The organism is Pantoea sp. SO10 (genome assembly GCF_005281435.1).
Taxonomy (GTDB): domain Bacteria; phylum Pseudomonadota; class Gammaproteobacteria; order Enterobacterales; family Enterobacteriaceae; genus Pantoea; species Pantoea leporis.
On the sequence record NZ_CP040096.1, the window covers coordinates 679,871 to 695,339 of the forward strand.

15 protein-coding genes are annotated in these 15,469 nt (G+C 54.2%); 13 read left to right on the forward strand and 2 right to left on the reverse strand.

The window, feature by feature from the left end:
• Window position 1: 1 nt before the first annotated feature.
• Window positions 2-2,842 carry a response regulator gene (locus FCN45_RS22650; protein ID WP_168197486.1) on the reverse strand — a complete coding sequence of 947 codons (2,841 nt, stop codon included), beginning with the start codon at window positions 2,840-2,842 and terminating at the stop codon, window positions 2-4.
• A gap of 268 nt (window positions 2,843-3,110) precedes the next feature.
• On the opposite strand from FCN45_RS22650, the gene FCN45_RS22655 reads away from it, so the two are divergent.
• Window positions 3,111-3,806, forward strand: a complete 696-nt coding sequence (locus FCN45_RS22655) for a response regulator transcription factor (RefSeq protein WP_137387376.1) — start codon at window positions 3,111-3,113, stop codon at window positions 3,804-3,806.
• 9 nt (window positions 3,807-3,815) lie between these two features.
• Here the strand turns inward: FCN45_RS22655 and FCN45_RS22660 are convergent, their stop codons facing one another.
• On the reverse strand, window positions 3,816-4,754 hold the full coding sequence (locus tag FCN45_RS22660; protein ID WP_137387377.1) for a MurR/RpiR family transcriptional regulator: 939 nt from the start codon (window positions 4,752-4,754) through the stop codon (window positions 3,816-3,818).
• 288 nt (window positions 4,755-5,042) lie between these two features.
• Between FCN45_RS22660 and FCN45_RS22665 the strand changes: the two genes are divergently transcribed.
• The 12 genes from FCN45_RS22665 to FCN45_RS22720 all read left to right on the forward strand — a co-directional run bounded on the left by FCN45_RS22665 (window position 5,043) and on the right by FCN45_RS22720 (window position 15,467).
• Window positions 5,043-5,351: a PTS sugar transporter subunit IIB gene (locus FCN45_RS22665; protein WP_101761519.1), complete on the forward strand. Its 309-nt coding sequence runs from the start codon at window positions 5,043-5,045 to the stop codon at window positions 5,349-5,351.
• 58 nt (window positions 5,352-5,409) lie between these two features.
• Window positions 5,410-5,751, forward strand: coding sequence for a PTS lactose/cellobiose transporter subunit IIA (locus FCN45_RS22670; protein WP_137387378.1), 342 nt, complete (start codon window positions 5,410-5,412; stop codon window positions 5,749-5,751).
• Complete coding sequence (locus tag FCN45_RS22675; RefSeq protein ID WP_101761517.1) at window positions 5,744-7,057, forward strand: 6-phospho-beta-glucosidase; 1,314 nt, start codon at window positions 5,744-5,746, stop codon at window positions 7,055-7,057. Before FCN45_RS22670 ends, FCN45_RS22675 begins: the two co-directional genes overlap by 8 nt.
• A gap of 31 nt (window positions 7,058-7,088) precedes the next feature.
• Window positions 7,089-8,441 carry a PTS cellobiose transporter subunit IIC gene (gene celB, locus FCN45_RS22680; protein ID WP_137387379.1) on the forward strand — a complete coding sequence of 451 codons (1,353 nt, stop codon included), beginning with the start codon at window positions 7,089-7,091 and terminating at the stop codon, window positions 8,439-8,441.
• Between the two features lie 442 nt (window positions 8,442-8,883).
• Window positions 8,884-9,144 (forward strand): biofilm/acid-resistance regulator YmgB/AriR, encoded by a 261-nt coding sequence (locus tag FCN45_RS22685; protein WP_101761515.1) that lies wholly within the window; start codon window positions 8,884-8,886, stop codon window positions 9,142-9,144.
• Between the two features lie 158 nt (window positions 9,145-9,302).
• A complete protein-coding gene (locus FCN45_RS22690; RefSeq protein ID WP_137387380.1) occupies window positions 9,303-9,644 on the forward strand; it encodes a hypothetical protein in 342 nt (113 codons plus the stop codon).
• A gap of 209 nt (window positions 9,645-9,853) precedes the next feature.
• Entirely contained in the window at window positions 9,854-10,318 is a 465-nt protein-coding gene (locus FCN45_RS22695) for a nucleoside deaminase (RefSeq protein WP_137387381.1), read from the forward strand.
• Window positions 10,319-10,532: 214 nt separating this feature from the next.
• Entirely contained in the window at window positions 10,533-11,243 is a 711-nt protein-coding gene (locus tag FCN45_RS22700; RefSeq protein WP_137387382.1) for a FadR/GntR family transcriptional regulator, read from the forward strand.
• Window positions 11,230-12,396 carry a PLP-dependent transferase gene (locus tag FCN45_RS22705; RefSeq protein WP_137387383.1) on the forward strand — a complete coding sequence of 389 codons (1,167 nt, stop codon included), beginning with the start codon at window positions 11,230-11,232 and terminating at the stop codon, window positions 12,394-12,396. The genes FCN45_RS22700 and FCN45_RS22705 overlap by 14 nt, the downstream gene beginning before the upstream one ends.
• 77 nt (window positions 12,397-12,473) lie before the next feature.
• Entirely contained in the window at window positions 12,474-13,688 is a 1,215-nt protein-coding gene (locus FCN45_RS22710; protein WP_371419617.1) for a sugar ABC transporter substrate-binding protein, read from the forward strand.
• Between the two features lie 24 nt (window positions 13,689-13,712).
• The gene (locus FCN45_RS22715) at window positions 13,713-14,633 is read left to right on the forward strand and encodes a carbohydrate ABC transporter permease (RefSeq protein WP_137387385.1); all 921 of its coding nucleotides are present in this window, start codon (window positions 13,713-13,715) and stop codon (window positions 14,631-14,633) included.
• A 9-nt stretch (window positions 14,634-14,642) separates the two neighbouring features.
• Window positions 14,643-15,467, forward strand: a complete 825-nt coding sequence (locus FCN45_RS22720) for a carbohydrate ABC transporter permease (RefSeq protein WP_137387386.1) — start codon at window positions 14,643-14,645, stop codon at window positions 15,465-15,467.
• Window positions 15,468-15,469 lie beyond the last annotated feature (2 nt).

Below are 15,469 nucleotides of genomic sequence, written 5' to 3' on the forward strand. Positions count from 1 at the left end.
GTTAAAAGCCGGCGCGCTGGGCGGAATCTGTGGTTTCCTTTGTGCGCAGACAACTCGCCAGAATTTCACGTAACTCTGTTGGCGTAATCGGCTTGGTCAGGCAGCCATCAATGCCTGCGCTGCGGCAATCTTCGGCGGCATCAAAACTGCTCATCGCCGTCAAAGCGTAGATGGGTGTTGCTGCCAGCTGCTGGTTTTTCTCCTGTTGCCGAATCGCAAGGCTCATGGCAAAACCGTCCATCTGCGGCATCGTGCAGTCGGTAATGACTAATCCAATCTCATGCTGATGTTGCTGCCAAAGCGTCAGACCTTGCTGGCCATCTAACGCGCTCAGTACCTCGCAGCCTGCCTTTTGCAACTGCTGGCTCAGTAACAGGCGAGCGGGAGGATAATCGTCAACAATTAGCACTTTAAGGGTGGGCTGTGCCGTAGCGCGCGGTGCAGCTGGCGATGCGTTTACCGGTGCCGCAGAGAAGTGCAAGCTCACGCTGTTGCTTTCACCGGCAACGCTGTTGACTTTGAGCTGCGCACCGGCGTCCTGCGCCATACGCTGGCAGGCGGCCAGGCTAAAGCCGGTTTCCGCCCAAGCGCGCGTATCGTCAGCGCCTTGCAAACTTTCCCAGCGCTCGGCCAGCAAGCCGTCGCTCTGATTGCTAACCGCGATCGCCAGCGGTAAATAGCCATTAGGTTCCTGCGTTTCACAGCACAGCGTCACCGTGATATCGCCGTGCTGAGTGTGTTGAATGGCATTACGTAACAGGCTGGAGGTGATACGAATGATCAGCAGCGGATCGAACTCCACGCGCGGCGCATGGGGATCGAGCGTAACATGCAGGCGCAAACCTTTCTCCTCAGCTTGCTGCTGAAATAGCGCCACCGTACTGCGCAGTAATGAAGGCAGGTTCACCACGCGGATGCGGCTCTGTTCATCACGCGCTTCGGCACGGAAAATATCAAACACATCGCCGGTGATGGAGAGCAGCGAGCAAGCGGATTCATACACCGTTTGCAAATTTTCATTGTGCTGATGCTGGCTGTGTAATCGCTCCAGCTCTAACTCTAACAGGCCAGTAATGGCGTTGAGCGGGGTGCGAATTTCGTGGCCCATGCTCTTCATAAACGCGTTACGCGCCGCGAGCACCCGATCATTCTCTGCTTTGGCTTCCTGCAGTTGACGAATCAAGGTTTGATTACTGTTGAGACGTTCACGCAGGGCCTTTAGCGACTGGCACAATCGACCAATCCACCAGCCTACCAACAGGAGCAGCAGCAACCCCAGCAACATGGTGATCGCGATTAAGGTGGGGGAAAACGCGCGTGCTGATTTCTGATCCGGCGCCAGGAGTGTGTCACGCCAGGAACTGGCCATACTCATCAGCCTATCGGGAGGCGTTTGTTGTAGCGCTTTGTTGAGAATACTGAGAGCAGGTGAGTCTGCTCGTTGGGCGGCAAAGCCCACGCTGTAAGGTTTTACCGGCAGCGAAAGCGACTGGTGTAGACGGTGGAATGGGTTGCGCTTCAGCTGATACTGTACCGAGAATTGCGATCCAATCGCGCCGTGCGCCTCGCCGTTGTTGACCAGCACCAGCGCCTGCTGCAGCGTGTCGGTGACGATCAGTTGCAACGTGGGATACCAGGTTTCCAGCCACGGAATCAGCGGATTATTCTGCTGGATAGCAATTCTCTCGCCCTCCAGCTCGTGCAGTGAAGCAGGCTGAATGGTGTTGCGTTGCATCACCAGCACCGCTGGCGTCACCAGCCAGGGCTCACTTTGCGTCATCGACAGATCGGCAGCTTCCGGTTCCCCCGGTATCGTCAGGCTGCTGGCCAGCACCGCCTGCGGATATTTCACCCACAGCGCGGTCAGCTGTGCATCGTCTTCAGCCATTTGATAGTTGAACTGTAAGCCGAAGCGCTCGCTGATGTGCCGCAGCACATCGACCGCCAGTCCAGAGGGTTCACCTTGCTGGCTGATATAACTGATAGGTCCGCGACGACCATCCAGCAATACAGTGATGGCCGGATTTTGCTGGCTCCATGTCAGCTCTTCCGGCGAGAGTGATAACGCGGGATGACCGATCACCGCTTCACGATCCATGCCCCAGCCTTGTGCAATGCGCAAACGGCTTACCAGCGGCAGATGAGTGAGCACATTATTGATGGCGCTCAGCAATTGCGGTTCGGCAGCCGGCACGCCAAAAGTGAGCCGGAACTCGCCGAGTGAAGGATGCGGCAGCAGCCACAGATTATCGAGTTGATTATTACGCTGAAGATAGCTGGCGGTAGCATGGCTAAAACCGGCGGCAGCGGATTGACCAAAGGCGATGGAATTGATCGCCTGATAGTAATCTTCAAACGCTTCCGGCGAAGGACTGATATCTGGCAGCGTTTGACTATCCATCATGAGTAACGGCAGCTTACCGCGCGGCGCTTGCTGTCCGGCGCGCGTGACGATCACCGCTCGGTCGTTAAGCCACGGCAATGAAGCGTGCACCGACGTGTGCGGCGACAGATCGGGTGTCCAGATCGCCAGCATGTCGACTTTTTTGTGATTCATCGCGCGAATCGCCTCTTCACGGCTGCGATAGTGAGTCAGCTCAAAATGTACCTGTAGCGTCGATTCGAGCAGCGCCAGATAATCTGCGTCAATGCCCGCCAACTGGCCACGCTCCATGCCCAAGCTAACCGGCGGTTGAGATGCGCCCCATACGCCGACGCGCACCACGGGATGCGTTAGCAGCCACGCGCGAACATTCGCGGCAAAGGTCACCGGCGGCGGATTGACTTCAATGCGCGGGGCCAGCGTCAGCACGTTTCCTTGCGCATGTGGCAGCCCTGGCATAAAAACCAGCGTCAGGAGAGCAAGCAAGAGGTAAAAAAGCAGTCCGTTTTTCATCGTCAAATAATCGGTAATTTTTCTACCTTGATTTTGACGTAATACTGCCTGGAATCAGCCAGGCCAGGTCTTGGTTTTTAGTAGTAACTGTATGAAAAATAATATAAGTATTTTCCTACGCGCGCCTAAGCATTCAGCGCTTCAGAAAAGTCCCGGTAATGCCTATGCTGGGCCAAACCGTATCAATATGAGTTTCAGGTTACCGAGGTGGCAGATGGCCGTGTTTCACGCGAACAAAATTAAGGTGGTGATGCTGGATGATCATCCCATGATGCGCTTCTCATTCGAAGTTGCTGCCACACGTGAACCCGATATCAACATGCTGGCGACATTTGGCACCAGCAAAGCGCTGTTGGCCTGGCTTGGGCAGAACAGTGCCGACGTATTGGTGCTGGATTACATTCTGGGTAACGACCAGTTAGATGGCTTATCGCTAATTAAACACATCCGGATGCATCATCCGCAGTTGAAAATTTTGCTCTCAACGTCGATGGAAAGTGTTGCGGTAATTCGTGCGGCTCTGCATCTGGGCATTAAAGGCTATATCACTAAACGTGAAGAGACCCCGGCTTACTTTGCGGCAATCCGTAATATTGCTGCTGGCAAGCGCTCGCTGCCGGATGACATCGCCAGCCAGCTAAGCCAATTGCCAAGCCGTAAGCGGGATCGTCCTATTTTGCAGGAAGATTCGAACGAGGTTTCGCGTGTTTCACAGCTGAGTAAATTGCTCACGGCGCGTGAAGCGGAAGTGATTCGCTGTTTTATTGATGGCATGCAAGTGTTCGAAATCGCTGCAAAACTCAATCGCAGCCGCAAAACCATCAGCGCTCATAAGCAGACCGGCATGAAAAAACTCGGCATCGCGTCGGATTTGGAGCTGTTTAAATATCGTGGCGATCTGTTTCAGTAACCGCTGTGCTTAAAGCGCCGCTTCCAGCCGATCCAGCGCAAACAAAATGCCGTAACGGCGCGCGTGTTGCGCTTCCGGCAGCGGCAACCAGATATCGGCCTGATTGGCGAGATCTAATGTCTTCGCACAAAGCGCAATCACCGGCGTTTTTTGAATGTGCGCATGGTGTACTGCGCTAAGCACGTGGCTGTTAACGGTATCAGGCGCGAGAATCAGCAACAGATCGTCCGGTTGCAAACGGCTCAGCGTCATGCTCAGCAGGTTGTCATCCTGAATCCACGCGCTGGCCAGTCCGGCGTTTTGCAGGCGCTGATGGACGTCCGCCACCAGCGTAGTTTGCAGCCCCGATGCGCCAATCAGCAGTACGCTTCGGGCTTTACGCAACATCTCTGCGGCACGTTGCCAGGTCGCCGCTTCCGCTTGACCATATTGCTGGGTTAACGCTTGAGTAATGGCCTCAATCGGCGCAATCGCGTGAGGGGGTTGTCTCTGTGGCGCGCGCGCCAGTCGCATACGCAAATCACGGATATCTTCGCAACCCAGCGAACGCGCAAAGCGGGTGATGGTGGCGGCGCTGACTTCTGCGCGGCCGGCAAGTTGCTCGATGGTGGCGGAAGCGGCAAAAGCAGTGTCGCTGAGAATCGCTTCGGCAACGCGTTTCTCCTGCTGACTCAGCGACGATTGCCGCTGGCGGATGACATCGATAAATTCAACATCCTGCTGCTGACCGGCTTTCCGCACCTGATGGAGAAAATCATCAAGATCCTGACAGCCCGCCGAAGTGGCAAAGCGTCTTAGCACATCCGGACTCACACCAGCCTGTGTAGCCAGACTCTCCATGGTGACGTGTACATTGGCGTGCAGGTTCGCCAGAATAAAACGCGCCAGCCTCGATTCCTGCGCATCCGCGCGCTCCGACTGCTGTCGTAATTGCCAGACAATATCCATTAGCTCATCACATCCTCAGTAGCGAAGGTCCATCATGCATGAAATTATTTTTCATGTTGAGTTTTTTTTCATCTCATCGCGGGGTCTTAGCGCCGTTTGTTGGGCTTTTTACTGTTAAATTACGGTTAAGATCACACTCATGAAAAATATTTTCATGACGATTTTAATTGTATCCACTTGATTTGTATCAATAAATTATCTATCCATCAGAAAATCCTCTGCCCGCAACCACTTTACAGCGTCTCTGAGACAGGTCTTAAATGACCGGAACAAATCACAGGAGAAGAAATTATGCGCATCGTACTTTGCTGTGCTGCTGGCATGTCAACCAGCATGCTGGTGAGCAAAATGCAGCATGCCGCTGCAGGTCGCGGTCTGGAGATTGACATTAAAGCCGTGCCGGTGGCGGAATTCGAACGCATTCTGCCAGATGCCGATGTGGTTCTGCTTGGCCCGCAGGTGCAGTTCGAAGCAGCCCGTCTTAGCGCTATTGCCGCGCCGCAAGGCAAATCTGTCGCCGTCATCGACATGATGGATTACGGCATGATGCGTGGCGAACAGGTGCTCGATAAAGCGCTGGCCTTACACGCTTCCTAAACGTCCTTTTTAATCATCCGACTGACATTACACGGCGTTGTGCTGTGGGGGATTCTGCATGTCTGAAATCGTGGCTATCGAGTTCGAAGAGGAAATTATGCTGCTGCTGGTGCAGGCCGGCGCAGCCCGCAGTGCGGCCATTAGCGCGCTGCGACTGGCGCGAGAAGGGCGCTTCAGCGAGGCGCAGCAACAGCTGGCGGCGGCAGGTGAAAGCATCTGCGCTGCGCACCAGCAGCAGACCGCGCTGATTGGTCTGGATGAAGGCAGCGGTAAGTTGCCGGTCACACTGATTCTGGTGCACGCCCAGGATCATCTGATGAACGCCATGCTGATTCAGGATTTGGCTGGCGAAATCATTGAACTCTACCGCCGCACAGCGGCAGGAGGCACAGATGCTTAAGATCGCAATTATTGGTGGTGGCAGCAGCTATTCACCGGAGCTGGTGGAAGGGATCATCAATCGCTATGCGCAGCTGCCGGTGACGGAACTGGCGCTGGTGGATATCGAGCAAGGGCGTGAAAAGGTTAATGTCATCGCCGATCTTACTCGCCGCATGCTGCAGCAAAACGGGCTCGAGCAGGTAAAAGTGAGCGTCCATTTTGAGCTGGATGACGCGATTCGCGGTGCTCGTTTTGTTCTGACGCAGCTGCGTGTGGGATTGCTGGCCGCGCGCGCGGCGGATGAGCGCCTCGGGCTGAAATATGGTCGGCTCGGCCAGGAAACCACGGGCGTTGGCGGCTTTGCCAAAGCGTTGCGCACCATTCCGGTGATGCTCAAGGTAGCGCGCAAAGTCGAGGAGCTGGCGCCGGATGCCTTCATCATCAACTTCACCAATCCGGCGGGGATTGTGACGGAAGCGGTGTCCCGCTATAGCAAGGCGAAAATCATCGGGCTGTGCAATGTGCCGGTGAATATGCATCACATGATTGCTGGCATGCTCGACGCGCCCTGGGATGACGTGCAGCTGCGCTTCGCCGGGCTCAATCATCTGGTGTGGGTGCATCAGGTGACGTGCCGCGGCGAGGATGTGACCGCGCAGGTGATCGAGCAACTGTGCGACGGCCAATCGCTCACCATGAACAACATCAAAGATATGCCGTGGTCGCCGCAGTTCCTGCGCGCGCTCAAAGCGATTCCGTGCCCGTATCACCGCTATTACTGGCAAACGCCGCAGATGCTGGCCGAAGAGCAGGAGAAAGCGCAAAACGGTCATGAAGGCACGCGCGCGGAGCAGGTGATGAAAGTGGAAGCGGAACTGTTCGCACTGTATGCCGACCCGCATCTGGCGCACAAACCCGAGCAGCTGAGTTTCCGCGGCGGGGCGTATTACTCCGAAGTGGCGGTCGAGCTGATCAGCGCCATTCACAATAACAGCGGCAAAAATCTGGTGGTGAACTGTCGCAACAACGGCGCGATTCATGGCTTGCCGGATGACGCGGTGGTGGAGGTGAACTGTCTGGTTGATGCGCAAGGCGCGCATCCGCTGGCGTTTGGTGAGTTGCCGCCGCTGATGAATGGCCTGACGCAGCAGATCAAAGCGTTTGAACGCCTGACTATCGAAGCCGCAGTGCATGGCGATCGTGAGCAAGCGCTGCTGGCGCTGCTCGGCAATCCGTTAGTCGGTGATGTCGCGACCGCCGAAGCCTTGCTTGACGAAGTGCTGACCCTAAACAAGCCGTGGCTGCCGCAGTTCGCCACGCCATAATCCGTTGCGCCACTGAGCCAGAGGAACACCTATGTCTAACCGTACTTTTATAGACCGTTATGTCTTGCCCGTCGCACTGAAAATCGCCGGTCAGAAGCATGTGCTCTCCGTGCGCGACGGCATCATTCTCAACATGCCGTTTATGCTGATTGGCAGCTTCTTCCTGATCTTTGCCTATCTGCCGATTCCGGCATGGGGCCATTTAATGGCGGATCTGTTTGGCGAGACGTGGCGCAACAAACTGCTTTATCCGGTGCGCGCGACCTACGACATCATGGCGCTGATCTCCAGCTTCGGCATCGCTTACCGCCTGGCGGAAAAGTATCGCACGCTCGATCCGCTCACCAGCGGCGCGATGGCGTTAGTGGCGTTTGTGATGACCATTCCGCAGCAGACGCTGTTTGCTCCGGTGGAAGGCGCGCCGACGCAGTTGGTCACCGGCGTGTTGCCGATTTCACTGATTGGCAGCCAGGGTTTGTTCGTGGCTATCGTGGTTGCGCTGCTCTCGACCGAGATTTATCGCTTTGTGCACAACCGTAATCTGGTGATCAAGATGCCGGAGGGCGTGCCGCCTGCGGTGGCGAAATCCTTCCTCGCGCTGGTACCCGGTTTTTGTGTGCTGGCGGTGGTGTTGGTGATTCGTCTGGCGGTGGAAGCATCGCCGTTCGGCGATATCAATAACCTGATTGCTACTGTGATTGGTTTGCCGATGCATCACGTGGGCGGCACCTTGCCTGGTATGATTTTCTCGGTGCTGCTGATTGGGATTCTCTGGACGCTTGGACTGCACGGCGATGCGATTGTGCTGGTGTTTATTCAGCCGGTTTGGCTGTCGAATATGAGTGAAAACCTCGAGGCGTTTCAGCACAACCAACCCATCCCGCACATCTTTACCCAGCAGTTTTATGATTTGTGGATTGCACCGGGCGGCACCGGCGCGCTACTGGGATTGGTGATTTTCATGCTGATTCGTTCACGCAGTCGCCAGATGAAACAGCTCGGTAAAATTGCTGCGCCGGCGGCGCTGTTTAACATCAGTGAGCCATTAGTGTTTGGCATTCCGCTGGTGATGAACCCGTATCTGTTCCTGCCCTTTATCCTGACGCCGGTGGTGCTGGTGATTGTGTCGTGGGCGGCGATGAGCACCGGTTTGGTGGCGCCTCCGGCGGGGATTGCGCTGCCGTTTACCACACCGATTTTTGTCAGCGGCTATCTGGCCACCGGCGGGCATATTTCCGGCACTGTTTTGCAGGTGGTGAATCTGACAATTTCGCTGGTGATTTACTATCCGTTCTTCCGGGTCTGGGATCGTCTGAAGTTCCGCGAGGAAGAGGCCAGCCTGCAGCAAGCAAAAGTGGTGAGCGGCGAAGCGGTAACGCCTTGAACACCGGGGCAGAAGCGCATCAATGTGCGCTTCTGCAATCTGTAAACCGATAAACAACAATGCGCATTAATCACCTAACAGGACTAATTTACAATTCTCTTTGGACTCTAACTATCACTCAACTGACTGTTATCGCTGATTTTATTCCAATTGCTTAAAATAACAGCGGTTTTATTAAAAGAAAATTCTGTACTCTTATTCCGTGTTTGTATATTTTTGTGATCAAGTGGTGACATAACTTCTTTCACCCCGAAACCCACGCTACTCAATGTAAACGTCAGCAGGCTCTCTTGATAGACATTTTCTCTAAAATTAACAACATTCCCCTTTTATTAAATTCAATCAGCTTAATGAGATCATTTGCGTTCTCATTTTTCAGACTATTCCATTAATTTTTTATTACTCAATAAAGTGCTGGCACTAACGTCGCCAGGGGAAACGCATGCAAAAAATGAATATCAGTACCGATTTTATCGCTTATTTCAATTGTGGTTCTGTAAAGCTGAAATCTGAGGCCGAAATATTGGGCTCAATTATCACCGCTATCATAAAAGACAAAAAAACTGTTACCAATAAGAGCATTATTGCCTATCTGCTGGCAGAGCTTGAGAGCACCAATGATGTGATTTTCCAGGATTGCCTGCGGAATACGCTGCAAATCGTGGTAGGAAAGACGCCGGATGATGACGGCTTTTTCAGTTAAGATAATCTCCCACAATTAAGAACGTGGGTTTTAAAGCGATTCAATTTTAAAAGTTCAGGATTTATCTGACAGTATCAGGCCATGAGAATGGCGTTATAATTACTGGCCCGACCAGGATAATCTGGCACACAGATAAATCCAACAATAAGTGATATTTTATGAATTACAGCAATTTTTCAGCAAAAGTGAGTTTCTGGCCCAATATGCATTTCACCGCAATTGAAATTGTACAGTGTGGCGATCTCTACGAAATATATGCGACGGACATTTCCCGTCTCGCTAAAAGTAAGCTTTTTGTCGGGCGCACCCATGATAAAAATCTGGCAGATTCCTACGCGAAACAGTTCGAAGAGTGGTTACCTAAAGTTAACCGTGAAATGAAACTGCGTGACATTACGCAGTTAACAGGAAATATGCCGTCGCAGGCTTTTTGTGGAAAACGCGATCTTGAAATTTTGCCGAGCCAGGCAGAATTTTTGCGTAACCCTCATCAATGGTAGTCCTCAGTAATTAGTCTTAAAATGCGAGCTTGCGATTAAGATTATTACTCTCTTAAAGGCGGTGCTGCCCATCACCGCCATCAGAAATAAACTTTTACTCATTCAACGGTTAAATCGTATACGTTTAGCCTGCTCATCGCTTTCGCATTATACAAAACTGAACCAGGCTCAACATGTCATGGTTAATTATGTATACAAGCGAGGAACGAATGGATTTTGTACAACGCACGATTGATTTAGCAATGAAAAACGTTGAAGAGGGCGGTCGCCCATTTGCAACAGTCATTGTTCGCGATGGCAAGGTAATGGCTGAGCGCGCAAACCAGGTCGCACAGACGAATGATCCCACGGCTCACGCTGAAATACTGGCCATCCGCGAAGCCTGCCGTGAATCAGGCAGCGAAAACCTCACCGACTGCGACATTTACATTCTTGCCAGCCCTTGTCCAATGTGTCTGGGTGCACTCTATTATTGCAGTCCAAAGCAGGTGATATACATCACCAAACGCGAAGAGTATTCGACGTATTACCGTGACGATCGTAAATACTTTGAACTGGACACCTTTTACGCTGAATACAGCAAGCCAATTGAACAACGTCGCTTGCCGATGAAATATCAGCCTCGGCCGCAGGCGCTGGACGTCTATAAACGCTGGCAGGTTTTAAATAAATAAACGCGTGTTAGTTGCTCACGGCTACATCCCCCCCAAGATGATCAACACCCTTGCCACGTACCCAACTGGTGCAAATCCCCTCGATTTGCACCAGCAAAACTCATAATGTCCACTTATAACCCCGCACAAAATTCATTTAATTCAGCGCATTAATAATCTGGCACGCGCGTTGCTATTCGATTGGTAGAGATGTTGGACCAATTAGGGCATTGCCATGCAGATACCGGCTGAGCTTCATCCTATTTCCACGCCGCGCAGCGATACGCTGATTCTCGATGCGCTAACGCGCTATATGGCGCAGTCGGGTGCGCAGCCCGGCAGCCGCTTGCCGCCGGAACGCGTGCTGGCGGAGAAGCTTGGCGTCAGCCGCAATACGGTGCGTGAAGCACTCAAACGCTGGGAAGCGCTAGGCATTATTCTGCGTAAAAAGGGCAGCGGGACTTTTTTGCAGGCGGAAGTGGGCGTCAACGACAGCTTCTTATCGCTGCGCTTTAAAAACGACTCGGCCAACATGCTGCACGCGCTGGAAGTGCGCCGCATTATCGAGTCGGAATCCTGCGCGTTGGCGGCTCAACGTGCCTCGGCTGCCGATCTGAACGAAATCGAACAACGTCTTAATGAGATGGAAAAAGTGCATCTGGCGATCGGTTCTGCCGGTGCGGAAGACTGGGCATTTCACGCCAGCATCTATCGGGCTGCCGGAAATCCATTGCTGCTACAAATGCTCAACGGCATTTACGACTCATTTCATGCATTTTTCGAATCACCACCGGAACAGGCGCTGTTTTCAGACTCTTTCCCGCTGCACCGTGAACTCTTCAACGCTATCCGCCAGCGCGATTGCATGGCAGCGCGCGCCATCTGCCATCAAATTCTCGATATCACCGAACGCGACATGAAGGATGTAATGAATGCCAAACGATAAGTTGATTTCGCAACAAACGCTGCTCACTCACGATCAACGCCATGAAATGGGCGCGGTCACTACGCCGATTTACCAGTCTTCGCTGTTCACCTTCAGTGATTACGACAGCATGATCGCGCGCTTTCGCGGCGAGAGCGATCAGCCGCTCTATTCGCGCGTCGATAACCCGACGGTAAAAGCGCTGCAGGACAAGATGGCGGCGCTGGAGGGCGGCGAAGCCTGTCTGGCTTTTGGCAGCGGCATGGCGGCGATCAGCAATGCGATTCTCAGCGTGGTGGCGCCGGGTAAAAAAGTGGTGTGCGTTAACCACGTTTATCCCGATACCTATCGCTTTCTGCGTGGCTTCTGCCAGCGCTTTGGCATCGTTACCGAGTTTGTCGATGGCGATGACGAAGCTGCAATTGGTGCGGCCTTATCGGATGCCAGCCTGCTGTATCTGGAAAGTCCCTCAAGCTGGGTGATGAGTGAACAGAATCTGAATAAGCTCGGCGCGATGGCGCGCGAAGCGGGCGTGGTCAGCATGATCGATAACAGCTGGGCTTCACCGATTTTCCAGCAGCCGCTGCTGTGCGGCATCGATATCGTGGTGCACTCGGCGTCGAAATATATCAGCGGCCACAGCGATGTGGTGGCTGGTCTGGTGATCGCCAGCCAGCAGCACATCAACAACATTACGCGTCACATCAGTCCTTACCTCGGCGGCAAACTTTCGGCGCATGAAGCGTCACTGCTGATGCGCGGCCTGCGCACGCTGCCGCTACGCATGAAACACCATCACCAAAGCGCGCTGACTATTGCTGAGAAACTGGCGGAGCATCCGCTGGTGACCGACGTCTGCCATCCGGGGCTGAAACCGCAGTCGTGGTCCACCTTGCGCGGCTACAGCGGTCTGTTTGCCTTTGAAGTGGCGGAGCAGGTGGATATTCCACAGCTGTGTAACTCGCTAGAGCTGTTCCACATGGGCGTGAGCTGGGGCGGATTTGAGAGTCTGGTGATGCCGGCGATTTCGGTGATCAACCAGGCCAGTGAATTTAACTCGGCGGTGGATTTCGGCGTCTCGCCACGCCTGATCCGCATCTCGGTCGGCCTTGAAGAGACCAACGATTTGTGGGCCGATTTGCAGCAAGCCCTTGCCAGCGCGAATCGCGCGTAATCACTCACTGGAGAAAAGTCATGACGCAACGTTTTGCCGTGAAAGCATTAGTTTTAGCCGTGGGTTTGAGTGCAGCGATGAGCAGCCTCGCCGCCAAGCTTACCGTAGTGGAAGTGATTACCAGCCCGCCGCGCACCGCGCTGCTGCAAAAAATGCTCGATGAGTATAAAACCCAGCATCCCGGCACGGAGATTGAGCTGATTTCACTGCCGTGGGGCCAGGCGTTTGAAAAGCTCGGCACCATGCTGCAGAGCGGTCAGGTGCCGGATGTGGTGGAAATGCCGGATACCTGGCAAGGATTGTATGCCAGTAACAATATGCTGGAAGACCTCGAGCCGCGCCTGAAAAGCTGGGATGCCACGCCGCAGCTCACCGATAAAACGTTGGCCATGGCGCGCGCCGCCAACGGCAAAGCCACCATGGTGCCGTACGGCTTTTATCTGCGCGCGCTGTTCTGGAATAAAAAGCTGTTCCAGCAGGCAGGATTGAGTGAACCGCCCAAAACCATGGAGGAATTCGCCAGCGATGCCCAGCGCATCAGCAAATTGGGGAATGGCATCAGCGGCTACTGCATGCGCGGTGGCGTGGGCGGCATCAACGCCTGGATGATGTTTATGGCGGCGATGAACGGTTCGCCGGAGTTCTTCGATAAACAAGGTAACAGCACGCTGACCGAGCCGGGTGCGATGAAAGGCGCGCAGCTGCTGGTGGATATGTATCAAAAGGGCGGCGCCTCGAAAGACAGCGTTAACTGGGGCTTCAATGAGATCGTTTCGGGCTTCTATTCAGGTAAATGCGCAATGCTCGATCAGGATCCCGACGCGCTGATCGCCATTAAAAACAGCATGGCGGCCGATGATTTCGCTGTGGCTCCGATGCCGGTTGGCCCGTCAGGCAAAGCTTTCCCGACCATTGGCTATACCGGCTGGTCGATGTTCAAGCAGGGTAAACAGAAGGATCTCGCCTGGCCGCTGATTACCTTCCTCAGTGACAAAACCAACAACCTCGCATGGTCAAAATTCGTCGGCACGCTGCCGATTTACAAAGGCGCCGAGCAGGATCCGTTCTACCAAACGCCGCAGTTCGCCGGCTGGTTCAAAGAGCTGAACGATCCTAACTATGTGCCGCTAACCATGCCAACCCATCTCAAAGGCTGGGGCTATTTCAACTCGGTGATTGTGAAAGAGAGCAGCCAGGAGACCTTGCTGGGTGAGAACGATACCGAAAGCATGGTGAAAGATTGGGCGAACTATCTCAGCAAAGAGCAGAAAGCCTGGCTTGCCACGCAGTAACCTTTAACCACGCGGAGTGTGATTATGATGCTTGATGCTTCTCTGCCCAACAGTCCGGCGCGCCGCCGCCTCCGCTGGAGTCGGCTGGCTGAGCCGTGGTGGTATCTCTCGCCTGGCCTGTTGCTGATCGCTTTGTTCATCTTTGTGCCGATGGCGATCGGCATCTCCTATGCGTTTCAGAGCATTAACCTGCTGAATCCGCTGGAGACCGGTTGGGTCGGCTGGGATAACTTCAGCGAGATGTTTAATGACCGGCGCTTTTTCAAAGCGCTGGGCCACACGCTGAACTGGACGCTCAGCTCGCTGCTGCTGCAGTTCTTTTTCGGTTTGGCCCTGGCGCTGCTGCTCAATCGTGAATTCCGTTTTCGCCGTTGGGTGCAGGCGCTGGTGTTCTTGCCGTGGGCGGTTCCGGCATTTCTCTCTGGCTTGACCTGGTCATGGTTGTTCAATCCGGTCGTCGGGCCGCTGCCGCAGTGGCTGAGCGATTTGGGCGTGCTGAGTGAGCCGTATAACATCCTGTCCGATCCGCAGTTGGCTATGTGGGGACCGGTGATCGCCAACGTCTGGTTTGGCATTCCGTTCTTTGCCATCACGCTGCTGGCGGCGCTGCAGTCTATTCCCAAAGATCTGTACGAAGCGGCCTCGATTGACGGTGCCAGCGGCTGGCAGCAGTTTCGTCGCGTCACGCTGCCGTTTCTGGCACCGATGATCGCTATCACCGTGATGCTGCGCACCATCTGGATCGCCAATTTTGCCGATCTCATTGTGGTGATGACCGATGGCGGTCCGGCGGGATCGACCTCGATTCTCTCCAGCTACATCTTCACCACCGCCTATCGCAAGCTCGACTTTGGCTATGCCTCAGCGATGGCGGTGTTTCTGTTACTGCTGATGACCTGTTATGCGCTGGTGTTGCTGCGCATCCGTCATCAGCTGCTGAAATAGGAGGCGACGATGCGACTCTTACCGCTGATTGGCCATCGCCTGAGTATTGCGGCGTATCTGCTGTTCGCGCTGTTTCCGCTGTATTGGATCATCAAAATCTCGCTGACGCCGGACCAACTGTTGTTTAGTCAGGGCGTAACGCTGCTGCCGAGCGGCGTGACCTTTGGTCATTTCAAAAAAGTGCTGACCGACAGTGATTTCCCGACCTTTTTTACCAACAGCCTGATTGTCTCGTTTAGCACCGCGTTTCTTACCACCCTGATTGCCGCTGCGGCCGGCTATGCCTTTTCGCGCTTTCAGTTTCGCGGCAAAGTGCTGACCGCCGGGCTGCTGCTGTTCACGCAGATGTTTCCGCTGGTGATGATCATCGCACCGATTTACAAGGTGATGGCGCCGCTGGGCCTGACCAACAGCTTGCTGGGGCTGATTCTGATCTACACCGCGTTCAACGTGCCGTTTGCCACCTTCCTGATGCAATCCTTCTTTGATGCGATTCCCAAGGATCTGGAGGAGTCGGCGATGCTGGAAGGCTGCACGCGTTTTCAGGCGCTGTATCGCGTGCTGATGCCGCTAACCTTGCCGGGCATGGCGGCCACATTGGGCTTTGTGTTTACCGCAGCGTGGAGCGAGCTGCTGTTCTCGCTGATGCTGATCAACAAAAACGAAGTGATGACCTTCCCGGTTGGGCTGCTCAGCTTCGTGTCGAAATTTGCCGTTTCCTGGGGCGAGATGATGGCGGCGGTGGTGCTGGCGCTGATTCCGGCCTGTCTGTTCTTCGCCTTTATTCAACGCTATTTGGTTCAGGGACTCACCGCCGGTGCGGTTAAGGGGTAAAT

Bases quoted from the DNA above. Each gene is read 5' to 3' on its own strand.
- FCN45_RS22650 (WP_168197486.1), bottom strand. From the start codon at position 2,842: ATGCCAGGGCTGCCACATGCGCAAGGAAACGTGCTGACGCTGGCCCCG.
- FCN45_RS22655 (WP_137387376.1), top strand. From the start codon at position 3,111: ATGGCCGTGTTTCACGCGAACAAAATTAAGGTGGTGATGCTGGATGAT.
- FCN45_RS22660 (WP_137387377.1), bottom strand. From the start codon at position 4,754: ATGGATATTGTCTGGCAATTACGACAGCAGTCGGAGCGCGCGGATGCG.
- FCN45_RS22670 (WP_137387378.1), top strand. From the start codon at position 5,410: ATGTCTGAAATCGTGGCTATCGAGTTCGAAGAGGAAATTATGCTGCTG.
- FCN45_RS22675 (WP_101761517.1), top strand. From the start codon at position 5,744: ATGCTTAAGATCGCAATTATTGGTGGTGGCAGCAGCTATTCACCGGAG.
- celB (WP_137387379.1), top strand. From the start codon at position 7,089: ATGTCTAACCGTACTTTTATAGACCGTTATGTCTTGCCCGTCGCACTG.
- FCN45_RS22685 (WP_101761515.1), top strand. From the start codon at position 8,884: ATGCAAAAAATGAATATCAGTACCGATTTTATCGCTTATTTCAATTGT.
- FCN45_RS22690 (WP_137387380.1), top strand. From the start codon at position 9,303: ATGAATTACAGCAATTTTTCAGCAAAAGTGAGTTTCTGGCCCAATATG.
- FCN45_RS22695 (WP_137387381.1), top strand. From the start codon at position 9,854: ATGGATTTTGTACAACGCACGATTGATTTAGCAATGAAAAACGTTGAA.
- FCN45_RS22700 (WP_137387382.1), top strand. From the start codon at position 10,533: ATGCAGATACCGGCTGAGCTTCATCCTATTTCCACGCCGCGCAGCGAT.
- FCN45_RS22705 (WP_137387383.1), top strand. From the start codon at position 11,230: ATGCCAAACGATAAGTTGATTTCGCAACAAACGCTGCTCACTCACGAT.
- FCN45_RS22710 (WP_371419617.1), top strand. From the start codon at position 12,474: ATGAGCAGCCTCGCCGCCAAGCTTACCGTAGTGGAAGTGATTACCAGC.
- FCN45_RS22715 (WP_137387385.1), top strand. From the start codon at position 13,713: ATGATGCTTGATGCTTCTCTGCCCAACAGTCCGGCGCGCCGCCGCCTC.
- FCN45_RS22720 (WP_137387386.1), top strand. From the start codon at position 14,643: ATGCGACTCTTACCGCTGATTGGCCATCGCCTGAGTATTGCGGCGTAT.